The 16901-nt window shown below is 70.0% G+C and carries 14 protein-coding genes and 1 pseudogene; 5 read left to right on the top strand and 10 right to left on the bottom strand.

Annotated elements, in window-relative coordinates:
• The first annotated feature begins 87 nt into the window (after window positions 1–87).
• Entirely contained in the window at window positions 88–747 is a 660-nt protein-coding gene (locus NAG42_RS28700) for a hypothetical protein (protein ID WP_250034931.1), read from the top strand.
• A gap of 84 nt (window positions 748–831) precedes the next feature.
• Here NAG42_RS28700 and NAG42_RS28695 read toward each other — a convergent pair.
• The 3 genes and pseudogenes from NAG42_RS28695 to NAG42_RS28685 all read right to left on the bottom strand — a co-directional run.
• Window positions 832–1197: pseudogene (locus NAG42_RS28695) on the bottom strand (vanadium-dependent haloperoxidase); the annotation flags it as partial.
• 15 nt (window positions 1198–1212) lie between these two features.
• Entirely contained in the window at window positions 1213–1896 is a 684-nt protein-coding gene (locus NAG42_RS28690) for a phosphatase PAP2 family protein (protein WP_250034929.1), read from the bottom strand.
• Between the two features lie 123 nt (window positions 1897–2019).
• A complete protein-coding gene (locus NAG42_RS28685) occupies window positions 2020–3675 on the bottom strand; it encodes a sulfatase-like hydrolase/transferase (RefSeq protein ID WP_250034928.1) in 1656 nt (551 codons plus the stop codon).
• A 125-nt stretch (window positions 3676–3800) separates the two neighbouring features.
• Here NAG42_RS28685 and NAG42_RS28680 point away from each other — a divergent pair, with 125 nt between their 5' ends.
• On the top strand, window positions 3801–5264 hold the full coding sequence (locus tag NAG42_RS28680; RefSeq protein WP_250034927.1) for an aldehyde dehydrogenase family protein: 1464 nt from the start codon (window positions 3801–3803) through the stop codon (window positions 5262–5264).
• Here NAG42_RS28680 and NAG42_RS28675 read toward each other — a convergent pair.
• From NAG42_RS28675 to NAG42_RS28645, 7 genes are all read right to left on the bottom strand, one after another.
• Window positions 5252–6355 (bottom strand): hypothetical protein, encoded by a 1104-nt coding sequence (locus NAG42_RS28675; protein ID WP_250034926.1) that lies wholly within the window; start codon window positions 6353–6355, stop codon window positions 5252–5254. The genes NAG42_RS28680 and NAG42_RS28675 overlap by 13 nt on opposite strands.
• A 227-nt stretch (window positions 6356–6582) precedes the next feature.
• Complete coding sequence (locus tag NAG42_RS28670) at window positions 6583–7293, bottom strand: hypothetical protein (protein ID WP_250034925.1); 711 nt, start codon at window positions 7291–7293, stop codon at window positions 6583–6585.
• A gap of 100 nt (window positions 7294–7393) precedes the next feature.
• Window positions 7394–7993, bottom strand: coding sequence for an endonuclease V (locus NAG42_RS28665; protein ID WP_250035103.1), 600 nt, complete (start codon window positions 7991–7993; stop codon window positions 7394–7396).
• Window positions 7994–8145: 152 nt separating this feature from the next.
• Window positions 8146–10122 carry a beta-galactosidase gene (locus NAG42_RS28660; RefSeq protein ID WP_250034924.1) on the bottom strand — a complete coding sequence of 659 codons (1977 nt, stop codon included), beginning with the start codon at window positions 10120–10122 and terminating at the stop codon, window positions 8146–8148.
• Window positions 10123–10147: 25 nt separating this feature from the next.
• A complete protein-coding gene (locus NAG42_RS28655; protein WP_250034923.1) occupies window positions 10148–11491 on the bottom strand; it encodes an ABC transporter substrate-binding protein in 1344 nt (447 codons plus the stop codon).
• A gap of 22 nt (window positions 11492–11513) precedes the next feature.
• The gene (locus NAG42_RS28650) at window positions 11514–12317 is read right to left on the bottom strand and encodes a carbohydrate ABC transporter permease (RefSeq protein WP_250035102.1); all 804 of its coding nucleotides are present in this window, start codon (window positions 12315–12317) and stop codon (window positions 11514–11516) included.
• A 113-nt stretch (window positions 12318–12430) separates the two neighbouring features.
• Window positions 12431–13336 (bottom strand): carbohydrate ABC transporter permease, encoded by a 906-nt coding sequence (locus NAG42_RS28645; protein WP_250034921.1) that lies wholly within the window; start codon window positions 13334–13336, stop codon window positions 12431–12433.
• Between the two features lie 171 nt (window positions 13337–13507).
• Between NAG42_RS28645 and NAG42_RS28640 the strand changes: the two genes are divergently transcribed.
• From NAG42_RS28640 to NAG42_RS28630, 3 genes are all read left to right on the top strand, one after another.
• Window positions 13508–14491, top strand: a complete 984-nt coding sequence (locus tag NAG42_RS28640) for a LacI family DNA-binding transcriptional regulator (RefSeq protein ID WP_250034919.1) — start codon at window positions 13508–13510, stop codon at window positions 14489–14491.
• A 52-nt stretch (window positions 14492–14543) separates the two neighbouring features.
• Window positions 14544–15437 (top strand): GIY-YIG nuclease family protein, encoded by an 894-nt coding sequence (locus tag NAG42_RS28635; protein WP_250034917.1) that lies wholly within the window; start codon window positions 14544–14546, stop codon window positions 15435–15437.
• Window positions 15438–15589: 152 nt separating this feature from the next.
• Complete coding sequence (locus NAG42_RS28630) at window positions 15590–16837, top strand: RICIN domain-containing protein (RefSeq protein WP_250034915.1); 1248 nt, start codon at window positions 15590–15592, stop codon at window positions 16835–16837.
• The last annotated feature ends 64 nt before the right edge of the window (window positions 16838–16901 follow it).

The following is a 16901-nucleotide window of genomic DNA, read 5'->3' as shown; positions in this document are numbered from 1 at the left end:
ACACGAAGAGGCGGGACACGACGAAACGCTCAGCTCCCACCGGGATCACGAGGAGACGGGACACGAGGAGTCGCTAGGCTGCCCGCCGTGATCATGATGAGGCGGGCGGCCCTGGTGGCGACTCTGCTCGCCACGGGTTGCGCCGCACCGCCGCCCGTTCACCGTGTTCCGTCCGGCTGCGAGCCCACCGCCGACCTCCTCAGCTGGTCGCCGAGCCGCACCGAGCCGACGCTGACCAAGGCCACGCTCTACCACGGGGGCAGGGACACCACCCTAGTCGACGAGCCGTTCGAGCCGTCGATCACCGGCTTCGACGCACCCGGCTCCTGGCTCGGCCGGCTGGCCGCCTCGCTCCGCTCCGACGCCGGGCGCCCCGTGCTGGCGAAGTCGCCGGAACCCACCCCCTCCGCGTTCACCTACTCCGCCCCCGGGGGCGCGCTCACGATCGTCTACCAGGGCGTCGACCGCGTCACCGCCGATTTCGAGGTGCGCTGTGACCCGGCTTTGCGGGGAACGTTCCAGGGCTGGTCCGACGCCACCACCGGGGTCGTGCTCTGCGACTCGCACCAGCCGGACACGCCAGACGCCTACCAGCAGGCCACGCCCGACGCCTTCGGCCGCCTGGCCCTGCAGCTGTGCCCGGCCCCCACCAGCTCGACCGAAGCCGAAGCCGAAGCCGAAATCGGAGCCGAGTCCGACGTCGACACCGCCCCGTTCCCCGACTCGTTCACCCGTCCGCCGGAATAGAGACCCCGCCCCCGAGCAACTCGCCCAAGTCAGCCTCCTCCTGAGCGGTGGAGACGGCAGGGCGCACGAACGGAGCCTCAACGTTCAGCGGCGGCGGAACTCGTGTGCCAGCACGTACTTGGCCACGCCCGCGCCGATCCGCGCGCCCTGCACATCGGCCGAGCGGTAGTGGACCCCGCCCCAGACGCGGGCCTCGACAACCTCGTCGAGTGCGGCCGAGAAGCTCGGGAACGACCGCGTGGTGCCGGAATCGGCGCTGTAGGCCGAGAACGGGATGTCGTCGCGGCCGAAGAAGGCGCGCATGGTGGACATGATGGTCGACGTCGAACAGGTGTGGCCCGACGTGTAGTCGGGGAACGGCGGCGTGATCAGCAGCGGCGTCCAGCTCGGGTCGGCCGTCGTGAGCGGGTTGCCGTCCGACGCCGCTTCCGGCACGGCTGTGACCGGACGCCAGAAGTTCCAGCGCTACTTCTCGTTGAAACAGGCGATCAGCGAGTCGGCGTTGGCGATCTCGGCGATCGCGAAGAACCGGGCCGCCTGCAACGGGTTGAGCCCATGCCGGTCGGCGACCTGTCGTTCGATCTCCCACTCGGTCAGCCGCCGGTCGTGCCACCAGATGGCCGACTGGGTCTGATCGGCCGTGCGAACCGTGCTGGTCACGCCGCCGACCGCTTTCACCACGTTGAGGTCGCGGGCATACGCGGCACTCGTCAGGGCCGGCGGCCCCGCCGTGCGGAACTGGTCGCCCCGGCGGATGACGAACGGTTTGAGGTCGCCGACCCAGGCGCCGTCGGAGACGAACGCCGGCGGGGTGGGCCGCCACTGGCCCGGTGCCGTCGAGGCGTTCCAGGTGGCGTCGGCGAAAACGCCGTCGCCGGTCCGGGCGGCGATCATCGCCGACGCGGCCCGGGAACCGGTCGCGATGCCGCCGGTCTTCGACCGCCCGCCGGGCACCGCGGCCAGGGCCGAGGCGTACATCTGGTCGAGCGAGGCGGCCTGCGCCGGGAAGAGCGAGATCAGCACCCGGTACGCCGCCGCGGCGACCGCGGCGTCCACGGAGTCACCGCGGCGGGCGGCCGGCGCGGTCAGGTAGGGCTCGTAGGGCGTACCGGAAATGGCGTTGACCGCGTCGTAGATCGCGCCGTGCACCATCGCGAAGCTGCGCGGTGCGACGTAGGGCGCCTGCCGGGCCGTGCGTGATCGGCCGCAGTCAGCCTCACGGCACGTCCACGGTGGACACAAGCCCTCCGGGAAAGGTCGGAGGGATCCACTTCATCGGGGGCCGAGGGCGACCCCGTCCGACCTGCCGTAAGCCGCGAAGAACTTGTCCCGGAACGCGTCCATCCGCCAGACCGGACCATTCGCCGCCGGCCTCAGCCCGTCGGTCCACCCCCACGACGCGATCCGGTCGAGCACGGCCGGGTCCTTGGCGATGACCGAGACCGGGATGTCGTGGCTGGCGTTGCGACCCGTGATGATGGACATCGGCTGGTGGTCGCCGAACATGATGAGCACGGTGTTCTCGTCGCCGTACTCGGCGGCCCACGAGGTGAGGCTGTCGACCGAATAGGCGAGCGTTTTCGCGTACGCGGCCTGGGTCTTGACCGGGTCGGACCAGAGCTCGGAACGCGGGGGTGCGCCGGCCACCTGTGACTCGTAGACCGTGCCGTCGCCGATCGCGTTCCACGGCACCATCGACGGGACGTGTGTCCACGGCTCGTGGCTGGAGGTCAGCGTGATCTCGGCCATCAGCGGCTTGGTGGCCTTGGCGTAGACGTCGCGCTGGAACTTGTCGAGCACGAACTGGTCGGGCATCCGCGACCACCCGAAGTCGGGCCCTTTGTAGCCCATCGTGCGCGAGTCGAAAACCTTGTCGTAGCCGTAGAAGCCGGCCTCCGGCCAGTCCTTGGTGTTGCCGGGCTCCATGCCGGCCGTCTGCCAGCCCGCCTCCTTGAACGCGCGGGTGAGGGTGAGCCGGTCGCCGCTGACCATCTCGTCGTAGCGCCGCTGCGAGGTGACCCACAACCCGGACTGGAACGATCCATGCGCCAGCCAGCTGCCGCCGCCGTAGGTCGAGGAGGTCAGCCAGCCGGTCCGCGCGTGGAAACCGGCCGCGCCCAGCTTCCCGTTCGCCGCGTCGAGGGCGGGGTTGACGATCGCCGACATGCCGGGGTCGGTCAGCGCGCTGTGGCCGAGGCTCTCGACGACGCCGATGATCACGTCCTTGCCCTTCAGGCTGGAGACCAGATCGGCGGCGGGCACCGTGGCGTACGGGTCGTGCCGCACCGCCGCGGCGAACTGCCGCTCGTCCCGGATCGTCAGCGGCACCTGCCGCACGGTCGACTTGGCCAGGGTGATCCCCGAGTCGGAGGCCACCGGCGCGTTGGGGAAGAGCGTCAGCCCGCTCAGCGCGAGCCCGACCCAGGCCGCGCTCAGCCCGGCCAGCACCCGCCGGGCCGGTAGCCTGTGCCGGGTGCCGACACCGGCCAGCCGCACCGACGACAGGATCAGGGCGCCGACGAGAACGACGACGAGCAGTACGGCACCGGCCACCGCGAGGTTGGCGTAGGTGCGCCCGTCGGTCTCGGTCAGCGCGTTGTAGCCGTCGCGCAGCAGCGGCGGGTCGAGCACCGGGTCGAACTTGCGCCCGAGGACCGTCCGGAAGCCGGCGTTGGCGATCTTGAGCACGACGAGCGCGGCCAGGCCGAGCCCGAACAGCGCCGCGAACGGCCGCCGCCAGCGGACGGGAAGAACCAGCACCACCGCGCCGGCCAGAATCGCCTCGATCGGGATCCGCAGGAACGCCGCCGGCAGGAACGTTCCCGCCTTGGCCCGGGCGATCGCGTCCGGCACGACCAGCGCGGCGACGATCAGCGCGGCCGCGGCCACGGTCAGGAGGCCGCCGAGGAGGCGACGGATCTTGGGCAAAGCGGAGTCTCCCCGGTTCGAAAGCGTGGCCTCCCACGGATACGGGCCGGAGCCCCGCAAAGTTCAGAACGAAATGTGAAAACGCCGACTTGATCGGCGCGAAACCCGTGCTTACAGTCGCGACCATGGCGCTGCTCGACGAGAACCGATGGCACGACCTCCTCTTCACCGACGGCGCCTGGCGGGCCGGCAGCGGCGAGACCGTCGACGTGGTCGAACCGGCCACCGGCGGGGTGCTCGGCCGGCTCGCGCTGGCGACCCCGGATGACGTCGCCGCCGCCGCCGAGTCCGCCGCCGCCGCGCAGCGTGACTGGGCCGCCAAGCCGCACTTCGAGCGGGCCGCCGTGCTGCGCCGGGCCGCCGCGCTGTGGGCCGAGCACGCCGAGGAGATCTCCTGGTGGAACGTGCGCGAGGTCGGCGCGATCCCCGGCATGGCCGCGTTCGCCGTGCACACCGCCGAGCAGGAGTGCTGGGAGGCCGCGTCGCTGCCCGGACGCCCGTACGGTGAGCTGATCCCGTCCGGCGAGCCCCGCCTGTCGATGACCCGCCGCACCCCGGTCGGCGTGGTCGGCGTGATCGCGCCGTTCAACGTGCCGATCATCCTGGCCATCCGCTCGGTCGCCCCGGCCCTGGCCCTGGGCAACGCCGTCCTGCTCAAACCCGACCCGCGCACGGCGGTGACCGGCGGCCTCGTGCTGGCCCGCGTCTTCCAGGAGGCCGGGCTGCCCGACGGCCTGCTCCAGGTGCTGCCGGGCGGCCGCGACGTGGGCGAGGCCGTGGTCACCGACCCGCGGGTGCCGGTCATCTCGTTCACCGGCTCGACCGGGGCCGGGCGCCGCGTGGGTGAGCTGGCCGGGAGCCACCTCAAGCGCGCCCACCTCGAGCTGGGCGGTAACTCGGCGCTGGTGGTGCTGTCCGACGCCGACGTGGACACGGCCGTCAACCTGGCCGCCTGGGGCAGCTGGTTCCACCAGGGCCAGATCTGCATGACGACCGGCCGTCACCTGGTCCACGAGAGCCTCTACGACGACTTCGTGGAGCGCCTGGCCGACAAGGCGGGTCACCTGCCGGTCGGCGACCCGGCCCCCGACCAGGTGGCGCTCGGCCCGGTGATCGACGCCGGCCAGCGCGACAAGATCCACGATCTGGTGACCTCGAGCGTGGGCGGTGACGTCCGGCTGGCCGCCGGCGGCGAGTTCGACCAGCTCTTCTACCGCCCGACGGTGCTGGCCGGCGTCACCGCCTCCACGCCGGCGTTCGCCGAGGAGATCTTCGGTCCGGTGGCTCCGGTCGCCCGCTTCGGCACGCTGGACGAGGCCGTCGGCCTGGCCGGCAGCTCCGACTACGGCCTGTCGCTGGGCATCGTCACGCGCGACGCCATGCGGGGCGTCGAGCTGGCCGACCGCATCCCGACCGGCATCGTGCACATCAACGACCAGACCGTGAACGACGAGGCCAACGCGCCCTTCGGCGGCGTCGGCGCCTCCGGCACCGGCTCCCGCTTCGGCGGCGCCCAGGCCAACATCGAAGCCTTCACCGAGACCCGCTGGATCACCGTGCGCAGCCAGGCCGCGACCTACCCGTTCTGACTGCTCACCCGCTTCAGGCCGCGTTTCACCTTGCCCGCGGCCCGGCGGCGCAGGCGCTCGATCGGGCTGACCCGGGGCTCGGGGACCAGACCGTGCAGCTGCTCGGCGTGGGTGATCATGCCGATGATGGTCTCGATGGCCGTGTCGAGGAGCTGGTCCTGGCGCAGCTGATCGGGGGTCGGCTGGGGTGCCGGGTCGACCGGGCGCAGCTCGGCCAGGTCGCCGACGACCTCGCACGGGTAGTCGTCGAGATCCTTGATCTGCTGCTCGGCCAGGTCGAGCACCCACTCCGCGCGCTCCGGGCCGACGCCGAAGCGCAGGTCGTTCGTACGGTTCTTGAGCACCGCGTCGACCAGATGACGCTGCACGGCCCGCTGGTAGGGCGCCCGATGCGGATACCGGTCGCCCAGCGCCTTGTTGACCCGGCGCAGCACCTCGACCTCGGCCGCGCCGAGCGACGTGTTGACGCCGGCCACGACGTCGAGGTCGCAGACGCCGTCGGGAATGCCGATGACCCCGGCGAACCGGCGCCACAGCGTGTCCCGCGGCGCACCCGGGCCGGGCACGGTGATCAGGTGCCGGTTCCCGGCCGGCACCAGGTCACCCCAGCGGCGCAGCATCCGGTTGGCTGTGTGCTGCTCCCAGAAGTCCTCGAACCGGCCCCGCTCGACCGCCCCGATGAAGTCCTCGAAGCTCCACACGCTGCGGGCCCGGATGCTCTGCTGCCACATCGACGGGAAGGTCCGCCACAGGTCGCGGGCGGCCACGATGATGTGCACCTCGGCCGGTTGCAGGCTGCGCACCGCCCGGGCCGCCTGCGCGTTCGACGCGGCGCCCAGCCCCTCGTTGGTGATCACGACGTCGCCCGGCCAGCTCGCCGCCTTGGCCGCGATCCGGTCCCACGACCAGGCCGGCGTCGCGTGCCAGTTCAGCTCGCGCAGGTCGGCCATCGCCTCGTCGTGCGCGGAGAACTTGCCCGGCAGCAGGATGCCGGCGCGGGCCAGCGCCTCGACATTGCCCCAGAGCACATTCTGGACATAGGTGCTGCCTGTCTTGGGCGCGCCGATATGAAGAAACACGCGTTGTGCCATGCCGCCCCCCTCAGCGCGGTCGTCTCCCGTCAGCACAACGTGTCGGAGAGGCCCAGGTGGTGGCTTTGAATGCATTGTGTACGAGCTGTGATCTTGCGCAGCCGGGCCGGGCAGCGACGCCGGTTGATCACAATCTCCGTCCAGGCAGCGGCCATCCTCCCCGGCATACCGGCGGCCCTCGCGCTGCCGTTCTCCGGTCTTTCACCCGGTCGGGGTGAAGGCGGGTTCTAGTGCCACTGGGTGACGGCCAGGTACAGACCGTCGTCGGCGTCGCGGGTCACCCGCAGCATCATCACGTTGCCGGCGCCGGTGCGGACGCAGAGCGTGGTGCCGGCCTCGGCCGGGGCGTCGCCGACCGGCACGGTCTGCAGCGAGTCGAGACAGGAGTACGCGTCGGGTGGGCCGTCCTCGGTGACATCCGCGAAGCGCGCGCCGGACATCGCGGTCAGCCGGTACCTCGTGCCGTAGCGGCTGTTGTCGAGCAGCACGTCCGCCGCGTCGATGGTTCCGGCCGGTCCGCTGGCCTGGCTCGGCGGGGCGGTGTCCAGCTCGATGCCGGCCGCCTTGTGAATGAGCACCTTGCCGCTCCACACGACACTGGCGGCGGGCCGGTCCTCCGTCGGCTCGGGCGGGGGCACGGTGGGTGGCCGGGTCGGCGTCGGCTTCCGGCTCGGCGGCGTGGTCGGCGGCGTGGTCGGCGGCGTGGTCGGCGGCGTGGTCGGCGGCGTGGTCGGCGGCGTGGTGGTGGTGGTGGTGGTGGGACCCCCGCTCGGCTCGGCGACGGTCTCGCACTTCTTGCCCAGGGCCGTGTCACAGAACCAATCGGCACCCTGGCCGACCTGGACGACCGCGAACAGGGCAGCGAGCACGGTGACGACGAGGGACCCGGCCGCGATCTTGTTGCCCCGGCTCCAGCCGTTGCCGTCGTCTGTCCCCATGAGTTCCCTCGCCCGCGTCGCCTCGATCCGCCGCCACGAGATACGGACGCGATCGGTGACCGGATGAACACTCTTTGTGTCAGCTACCTGACAGAGAGGGCTACAGGGATCGGAAGGCGCTGCGGGACAGGATGTCGGCCTGGCGGGTCGGTTCCGGGATGCGGTAGCGGCTGCTGAGCCGCACGCTGAGCTCGGCCGACTCGGCCAGGCCGATGCGGTGGCCCGGCGAGACGAACACCGGCTTCACGTTCGGCTGGGTACGGACGACCCGGCCCACCACCTCGCCCGCGTCGACCAGGTCGGACGAGGCACCCCGGTCGGTGGCCGGGTCGTCGAAGGACCCGACGAAGGCGGTCTTGGCGACCCCGAACGACGGCAGGTCGAGCAGCACCCCGAGATGGCAGGCGAGCCCGAACCGCCGCGGGTGGGCCAGCCCGTACCCGTCGCAGACCAGCAGGGACGGCGGCGTGGACAGCCGCTCGATCGCGGCCAGCAGCAGGGGCACCTCGCGGAAGGCGAGCAGACCGGGGACGTACGGGAAGGAAGTCTCACCCGCGTAGGTGACGACCTCCTCGACGGCGAGCGTGGCCACGTCGACCACGACGGCCGCCGCCACGGCCCGGTCCGAGCCCACCTCATAGGTCACGTCGAGCCCGACAACGGTGCGGGGCCAGGGAATCGGCGACGACGGAACGACCAGGAGCGGGCGCAGCTCGCCCTGGATCAGCTCCGCCTCGGCCACGTCGGACGGCAAGCGGAAGGACGGCACACCCGCACCATACGGTCCGCGGAAACGAGGCAGCCCGGCGGCATGCGCCACCGGGCTGCCTGCCTCACGCGCCTGGCTGGGACTCAGGCGCGGAGCACCGCCACTCCCCTGGCGGTGAGAGTGCGGTCGTCGCCACCGAGGGCGGTGATGTCGACCGGTTCCTCGGTGCGGTTGATGATGAATCGGGTTTCGCCGCGCACCGCCAGCTCGACCCGGCCGCGCAGCTCGGCGGGCAGCTCGCTGGTCACGCCGGCCCGCGCCAGCAGGTCGCCCAGCACCGGGACGAGGCCGTCGGCGCCGAGGCGGGTCGAGACGTACGCGGCCGAGCCGTCACCCACCTCGCGCCGGGTGATCGCCGGGCGGCCGGCCTGGTCGCCGGTCTTGTAGGAGGCCAGCACCGTCGTGTCCGCGCCGGCGAGCGCGATCCGGTCGGTCCACAGCGTGCCGGTCAGCCCGTTGTCCAGCTCGGCGGTGTCACCGTCGAGCAGCGGCCCGAACTCCTCGATCCGGATGCCGAGCAGGTCGCGCAGCGCGCCGGGATAGCCGCCGAGCCAGATGTGGTCGTTCTCGTCGACGATCCCGGAGAAGTACGTGGTCACCAGGTGGCCGCCGCCTTCGACGTACGCGGTGAGCTTCGCCGACAGCGGGGCCGGCATCACGTGCAGGATCGGGGCCACCACGACGTCGTACCCGTCGAGCTCGGCCCCCACCGGGACCACGTCGGCCCGGACGCCGAGATCGAGGAACGCCGTGTACCAGTCCAGGGCCTCCTGCCGGTATTTCAGCTTCTCGGTCGGATGCGAGTCCTGCTCGACCGCCCACCACGACGTCCAGTCGAAGATGATGGCCGCTTTCGATCGCGTACGGGGGGTGCCCGCCAGCGACGCGAGCGACTTCAGCCGCGAGCCGAGATCGACCACGTCCCGGAACAGCTGGGAGTCGCGGCCGGCGTGCGGGTACATCGCCGAGTGGTATTTCTCGGCCCCCGCCCGGGACTGCCGCCACTGGAAGAAGCAGACCGCGTCGGCTCCGTGGGCGACGTGCGTGAGCGAGTCGCGCTCCAGCTCACCGGGCTTCTTGGCCAGGTTGATGGGCTGCCAGTTGACCGCCGAGGTCGAGTGCTCCATCAGGAACCAGGGCTTCCCGCCGGCCAGGTTGCCGGTCAGGTTGGCCGAGAACGACAGCTCGTCCAGCGTCTGCGCGCCGGGCAGCCGGTAGTGGTCGTTGGCGATGAAGTCGACCTCGGCCGCCCAGTCCGCGTAGTCCATGCCCCGGGTCTCGCCCATGACCATGAAGTTGGTGGTCACCGGGATCTCGGGGGTGATCTCACGCAGGATCTCGCGCTCGGCGATCAGGTAGTCCTTGAGCGCGTCGGACGAGAACCGCTTGAAGTCGAGCTGCTGCGTCGGGTTCGGGTGTGTGGCGGCCTGCCGCGGGGGCAGGACCTCGGAGAACGACGAATACCACTGCGACCAGAAGGCGGTGCCCCAGGCCTCGTTGAGGTCGTCGATCGTCGCGTAGCGGGCGCGCAGCCACACCCGGAACGCGGCCGCCGCGTCGTCCGAGAAGTCGTACACGTTGTGGCAGCCCAGCTCGTTGCTGACGTGCCACGCGACCACGGCCGGGTGGTCTTTGTAACGCTCGGCCAGCGTCCGGACCAGCCGCAGCGCGTAGGCCCGGAAGATGGGCGAGGTCGGCCGCCACTGCTGGCGGCCGCCCGGCCAGATGGTGTTGCCCTTCTGGTCCACCGGGAGGATCTCCGGGTGCTTGGTCGTCAGCCACGGCGGCGGGGAGGCCGTCGCCGTGGCCAGATCGACCGCGATCCCGTTGGCGTGCAACAGGTCGATCGCGTCGTCGAGCCAGCCGAAGTCGTACTCGCCCTCGGCCGTCTCGAGGCGCGCCCACGAGAAGATGGCGAGCGAGACGATGGTGACGCCGGCGTCGCGCATGGCGCGAACGTCCTCGTCCCACACTTCGCGGGGCCACTGCTCGGGGTTGTAGTCCGCGCCGTACTCGAGACGGGGGTCTCCGGCCCGGCGCAGCCAACGGGGATTTGACACAGGTTTCTCCAGGTGGAAAACGCAGTTACTTGACGGTGAAGCCCTGCTCGTTGCCGTACTTGGTGGTCTGGTCCTGCCAGGCCTTCAGCCCGTCGGCCAGCGTGGTGTTCGAGACGTAGGCCTTGCCCACCGTGTCGTTGAAGACGCTGTTCGAGTAGACCTGGAAGGGCAGGTACGACCAGCCGGTGACCACGTTCTGGGCCGACTTGGCGAAGATCTCGTTGGCCTTCTGACCGCCGAAGTACTCGAACTCGTCACCCAGCCACTTCGGGTCGGCCAGGGTCTTGCTGGTGGCCGGGAAGGCGCCGCCGTCGACCCGGATCTGCACGCCGTCACCGTCGTTGGCGTACTTCAGGAAGCCGTAGGCCAGCTCCTTGTTGGCGCCCTTGTCCATGATCGCGAGCGAGCTGCCGCCGTTCTCGGCGCTGGCGTTGGCGCCCGCGGTCCACTGCGGGAGCTCGGCCGCGCGCCACTTGCCCTTACCGGCGGGGGCGCTGGTGACGAAGTTGGCCGGCATCCAGGCGCCGGTGGCGACCGTGGCGATCGAGCCGTTGCCCATGCCCTGGAACCACTGGTCGCTCCACGAGCTGATCGGCGCGAGCAGCTTCTCGCTGATCAGCGTCTGCCACACCTTCTGGAACTCCTGCGAGCCGGCGTCCGAGAAGTTGATCGTGACGTTGGTGCCGTCGACCTGGTACGGCTTGCCGCCGGCCTGCCAGATGAGGCTGGTGGTCAGGCCCGCGTCGCCGGTGTCGTTGGTGATGTAGGCCTTCGGGTCGGCCTTGTGCAGCTTGCGCGCGGCCTCCAGGTACTCGGTCCAGGTCTTGGGGACCTCGATCTTGTACTTGTCGAAGACTTCCTTGTTGTAGTAGAGCGCCATCGGACCCGAGTCCATCGGCAGGCCGTAGACGCCGCCGCTGGAGTTGACCGAGTTCCACGGGCCGGGGTTGAAGTCCGCCTTGAGCGACTCGGCACCGTAGGAGTTGAGGTTGGTCAGCGCCTTGCCGATCGCGAACTGCGGCAGCGCGTAGTACTCGATCTGCCCGACGTCGGGAACACCCTTGCCGGCCGCGATGGCGTTCTGCAGGGCGGTGTACTGCTTGTCGCCGGTGCCCGCGTTGACCAGGTCAACCTTGACGTTGGGGTACTTCTCCTGGAACTTCGTGACGACGTCCTTGAGGGTAGGCTCCCACGCCCAAACCGTGAGGGTGCCGCCCTTCTGGAGCGCGGCGTCGACCTGGGCGTCGGTGACCGTGGCGCCACCGGAGGAGGAGCCGGCGGACGACGAGTCGTCCCCGCCGCCGCCACAGGCGGCCAGAGCCAGGACAGCAGCCGACGCAGCGGCCGCCACCTTGATGAATCGGGACATTCGGACGGGTCCTTTCGGGAGGTTATTCCTTGACGGAGCCGGCGGCCAGGCCGGACTGCCAGTAGCGCTGCAGCGAGAGGAACGCTGCGAGGAGCAGGACGACGGTGATCAGCGAACCGGTGATGACGAGGTTGAAGACGGCTTCGCCACCGGCCGTCGCGGCCTGGGCGTTCCAGGAGTTCAGGCCGACGGTCAGCGGGTACCAGTCCGGGTTCTTGAGCATGATCAGCGGCAGGAAGTAGTTGTTCATCGTCGCGACCATGGTGAAGAGCAGGGTTGTGATGATGCCGGGCATGAGCAGCGGCACGCTGATGCGGAACAGCGTGCGGAACTCGCCGGCCCCGTCGACCCGGGCCGCCTCGAGCATCTCGGTCGGCACCGCCTGGGCCGCGAAGGTCCACATCAGGTACAGCCCGAACGGCGAGATCAGCGACGGGATGATCACGGCCCACGGGGTGTTGGTGAGCCCCATCTTGCTGAACATCAGGAAGGTCGGGACGGCCAGCGCGGTCGGCGGGACGGCGACGGCACCGATGACGATCGCGAAGACCGCCTTCTTGCCGACGAAGTCGAACTTGGCGAGCCCGTAGCCGGCCAGCAGGGCCAGGAACGTCGCCCCGCCCGCGCCGACCAGCACGTAGAGCGCGGTGTTGCCCAGCCAGCGCAGGAAGATCCCGTCGCCGTAGGTGAAGGTGTCGGCGATGTTGCTGAACAGGGCGAACTTGCCGTCGTCGAACCAGAGACCGAACGAGCTGAACAGCCCGTCCTGGGTCTTGGTCGAGTTGATCAGCAGCCAGGCCAGCGGGAACAGCGAGTAGGCGGCCATCAGCGCGGTTAGCACGGTCAGCAGAACGCTGCCCTTCCGGCGCTTCTTCGATGACAGGGTCACAGGCTTTCCCGTACGGGGTGAGGCCTGCACCGGCGAGGTCGTGGTGGTCATCAGAGGTCCTTCGTCCCGCGCAGCTGCACCACGTAGGCGACGATCATGGTGATCACGGCCATCACGACCGCGACCGCCGCGGAGTAGTTGATCTGCTGGCCCGAGAAGGTCAGCGAGTAGGCGTAGAAGTTCGGCGTGAAGTACGTGGTGATCGCGTTCGGCGCCAGGTTGCGCAGGATGGCCGGCTCGTTGAACAGCTGGAAGCTGCCGATGATCGAGAAGATCGTGGCGATCACCAGCGCGCCCCGGATGGCCGGCAGCTTGATCGAGCGGATGATCCGGAGCTGACCGGCACCGTCGATCGCGGCCGACTCGTAGAGCGACTTCGGCACGACCTGCAGGGCCGAATAGAAGATCAACATGTTGTAGCCGACGAACTGCCAGGTCGAGATGTTGCCGATCGAAGCCAGGATGAGGCTCGGCTTGAGCGGGTCGGGCAGCGTGATGCCGAGGGCGTCGTTGAGGTTGCCGATCAGACCGAACTGCGACCCGTAGATGAAGCCCCACATCAGCGCGGCGACCACGGCCGGCACCGCGTAGGGCAGGAAGATCGAAACCCGGAAGAAGCTCTTGCCGTAGAGGCGGCCGCTGTCGAGGGCCAGCGCCACCAGCAGGGCCAAGAACAGCATGATCGGGACCTGCACGACCAGGAACAGGCCGACCCGGCCGACACCCGACCAGAACTGCGGATCCTGCAGCGCCTGCTGGTAGTTGTCGAGACCGACGAACGCGTTGCCGCCAATCAGCCGGTTGCGGAAGAGGCTCAGGTAGATCGCGTAGACGATCGGCGCGAGGAACACCAGCGCAAAGACGATCATGAACGGGCCGACGAACTGCCAGCCCCGGTAGGACCGGCGCACGCGCCTGGTCGACGGCGGCGGTGCCGCGACTGCTGGAACTGCCATCTGCCTCATCCTGTCGTGCCCTCGGACTGCCGATGTTTACGCAAACATGACGCGCTTCGCAGCGTTCGACAATGTTTCGTTCGGTTCACTGCTGTGATGTTTGCGTAAACATGCGGGTGATAGTTTCACCACGTGCAGCGAACGTCAAGCAACCGTCGCCGCGGCGTCTCGATGGCCGACGTGGCCCGTCTAGCTGGGGTCTCGTCCCAGACCGTGAGCCGGGTGTCGACCGGGCACCCGGGAGTGCTCGAGTCGACCCGCCGCGAAGTTCTGAACGCTATGCAACAGCTTGGCTATCGACCCAATAGTGCCGCGCGTGCGCTGAAACGCGGAGAGTTTCGCACAATTGGTGTAATTTTGTTCACACTCGCCACCACCGGGAACAGCCGCACGGTCGAGGCGATCGCCGCGCACGCCGCCCGCGAGGGCTACGCGATCACGCTCATCCCGGTCGCCGTGCCGACGCAGGACGGCGTGCTGGGCGCCTTCACCCGCCTCGGCGAGCTGGCCGTCGACGGCATCATCGTGATCATGGAAGTTCACCTGCTGGACGCGGTGGATCTCACCCTGCCCCCCGGCGTGCCGGTGGTCGTGGTCGACTCCGACGCCGGCGACCGCTACCCGGTGGTCGACGCCGACCAGGCCGACGGGGCCCGCCAGGCCGTGCGCCACCTGCTCGACCTCGGCCACGAGACGGTCTGGCACGTGACCGGCCCGGACGAGTCGTTCTCCAGCGCCCGTCGCGCCCAGGCCTGGCAGGCGGTGCTCGACGAGGCCGGGCGCCCCGCTCCGGAGTGCGAGCGCGGCGACTGGTCGGCCGAGTCCGGCTACCGCGCCGGCCGGCGCCTGGCCGCCCGCCCCGACTGCACCGCGATCTTCGTGGCCAACGACCAGATGGCCCTGGGCGTGCTGCGAGCCCTGCACGAAGCCGGCCGCCGGGTCCCCGAGGACGTCAGCGTGGTCGGCTTCGACGACATCCCCGACGCGGCCTCGTACATGCCCCCGCTGACCACGGTCCGCCAGGACTGGGCCGAGGTCGGTCGTCTGTGCGTGCAGGGCCTGCTCCAGCAGATCAACCGCCACACCGTGCAACCCGGCACCGTGCTCGTCCCCACCACCCTCATCAAACGCGAGAGCACCGCAAGCCCTCTCTGACGGGGCGGCGGGTTGCTGCGGGCGTGCGGCGGGGGCGGATTAGTCTGCGGCGGTGAGTAGTCGTCTGCGGGTCGATCTGCCGGGGGCGCCCGGCGTGTATCGGTTCCGGGACGGTGGCGGGCGGGTGCTCTACATCGGGCGGGCGACCAACCTGCGGAGCCGGGTCGGTTCGTACTGGGGAGACCTGAAGGACCGGCGGCATCTGCGGCGGATGGTTCCGCAGGTCGAGCGGGTCGAGGCCGTCGTCTGCGCGTCCGTGCACGAGGCGGCCTGGCTCGAGCGGAACCTGCTGGAACGTTCCAAGCCGCGGTGGAACCGGATCCGGGGCGGCATGGAGGTGCCGTTCAGCATCCGGGTCTCGCCGTCGAAGGTCGAGCTCGTGCACTGGCGGCCCGGGACCGAAGCGGGCGAGCACTTCGGGCCTTACCTGGGCGGGACGCAGGCGCGGCTGGCCGTGTCGGGGCTGGAGCGGATGCTCCCGTTGCGCTACACCGACGAGCGGTTGGACGGCGGGCTGCGCGACCTGGCCCGGATCCGGGGCGTCCGCCCCGAGGACCGGGACGCGATGCGGGCGACCATCACGGCGGTTCTGCGGCGTGAGGCCGGCGCGATCGAGGCCGTACGGGTAGGGCTGGCCCTGCTGCGGGACCGGGCCTCGGGGAATCTGGCGTTCGAGCTGGCCGGCCGCATTCAGCAGGAGATCGAGGCGCTGGACTGGATCGTCGCCGAGCAGCGGGTCACGCTGCTGTCCCGGGCGCCCGACCTCGATATCTACGGGTACGCCGACGGTCTGCTGGTGCGCTTCCAGGTGCGTGGCGGGCGCCTCGACCGGTGGGAGCAGCGGGCCGGCTCGCTCGCGTCGGCCCGGCGCTACCTCGACCGTACGCCGCCTGAATGGTTCGAGTTCGCCACGAGGAACGCGGAGCTGGCGCGGCTTCTGAACTGAGCCCCCGTTCTGTCGCGCCCCGGTGCGGCGGCACCCCGTACGCGGCTTCTGGAAATTAGCTTAACTATTGCTTGTATCAAGACCTGTCGATGCCTCAGGATGAGGGCGCGGCGCCGCCACCATCCCCCGCACTCATCCCCGTGAGGTATGCCATGCGTCTGCTCAAACGCGCCCTCGTAGCGGCCGCCGTGCTGTTCGGCGCGGCCGTCGTCGCACCACCCGCGTACGCCGCCGATCCGTTCAAGGTCCTGGCCTTCTACAACGGAACCTACGACGCCGCGCACATCGACTTCGACAAGGAAGCCCGGGAGTGGTTCCCGCAGGCCGCCGCCCAGAACGGCTTCACCTGGGAGGCCACCACCGACTGGAGCCGGCTGAGCGCCTCCGGCCTGTCCGGCTACCGGGTCGTCATGTTCCTGGACGACGCTCCCCCGGCCAACCGGCGGGCCGCGTTCCAGCAGTACATGGAGAACGGCGGCGGCTTCCTCGGCTTCCACGTCAGCGCGTTCACCACGAACGCGGGCGACTGGAGCTGGTACTACAACACGTTCCTGGGCTCGGGCAACTTCGCCACGAACACGTGGGGGCCGACGGCCGAGACCCTGCGGCTCGGCACCCACCCGACGACCGCCGGCCTGCCTGGAACGATCCAGTCGTCGGTCAGCGAGTGGTATTCGTGGAGCCGGGACCTGCGGCAGAACCCCGACATCGACATCCTGGCCTCGATCGACGCGTCGAGCTTCCCGGTCGGCACCGATCCCGACCAGCAATGGCGCAGCGGCTATTACCCGCTGATCTGGTCCAACCGGAACTACAAGATGATCTACACGAACTTCGGTCACAACGGCATGAACTACGAGACCAACACCCGCACCTCGTCCACCTTCGCCTCCGCCCAGCAGAACACCTGGCTGATCAACAGCATCAAGTGGCTGGCCGGCGGTGGCCGGCCACCCGCGGAACAGCCGATCGACCCCGCCGCGTGGTACCCGGTGGTCAACAAGAACAGCAACAAGTGCGTGGACGCCCGCTCGGCCGGCACCGTCAACGGCACCGCGATCCAGCAGTACGCGTGCAACGGCAGCACCGCCCAGCAATACCAGTTCGCCCCGGCCGGCGGCGGCCAGGTCCGCATCAACCAGCGAGCCGGCACCGCCCAGGTCCTCGACGTCTCGAACGTGTCCACCGCCGACAACGCCGCGATCCAGACCTGGACCTACGGCGGCGGCGCCAACCAGCAGTGGCTGCCGGTCAGCGAGGGCGGCGGCTACTACCACTTCGTCAACCGCAACAGCGGCAAGTGCCTGGACGTCCCGGCCGCGTCCCAGGCCGACAGCGTCCAGCTGGTGCAGTACGCCTGCAACGGCACCGCGGCCCAGAGTTTCCGCCTGACCCGCTGACCCACCCGGCCCCGCGGCCCCGCGGCTCGTGAACGGTGTCCGCGGGGCCGATACGGTGTCGGGC

The sequence above is a fragment of the Paractinoplanes maris genome (assembly GCF_023544465.1).
GTDB lineage: Bacteria > Actinomycetota > Actinomycetes > Mycobacteriales > Micromonosporaceae > Actinoplanes > Actinoplanes maris.
Note: the sequence above shows the minus strand (reverse complement) of the source record. Positions and strands in the feature narration are given on the sequence as shown.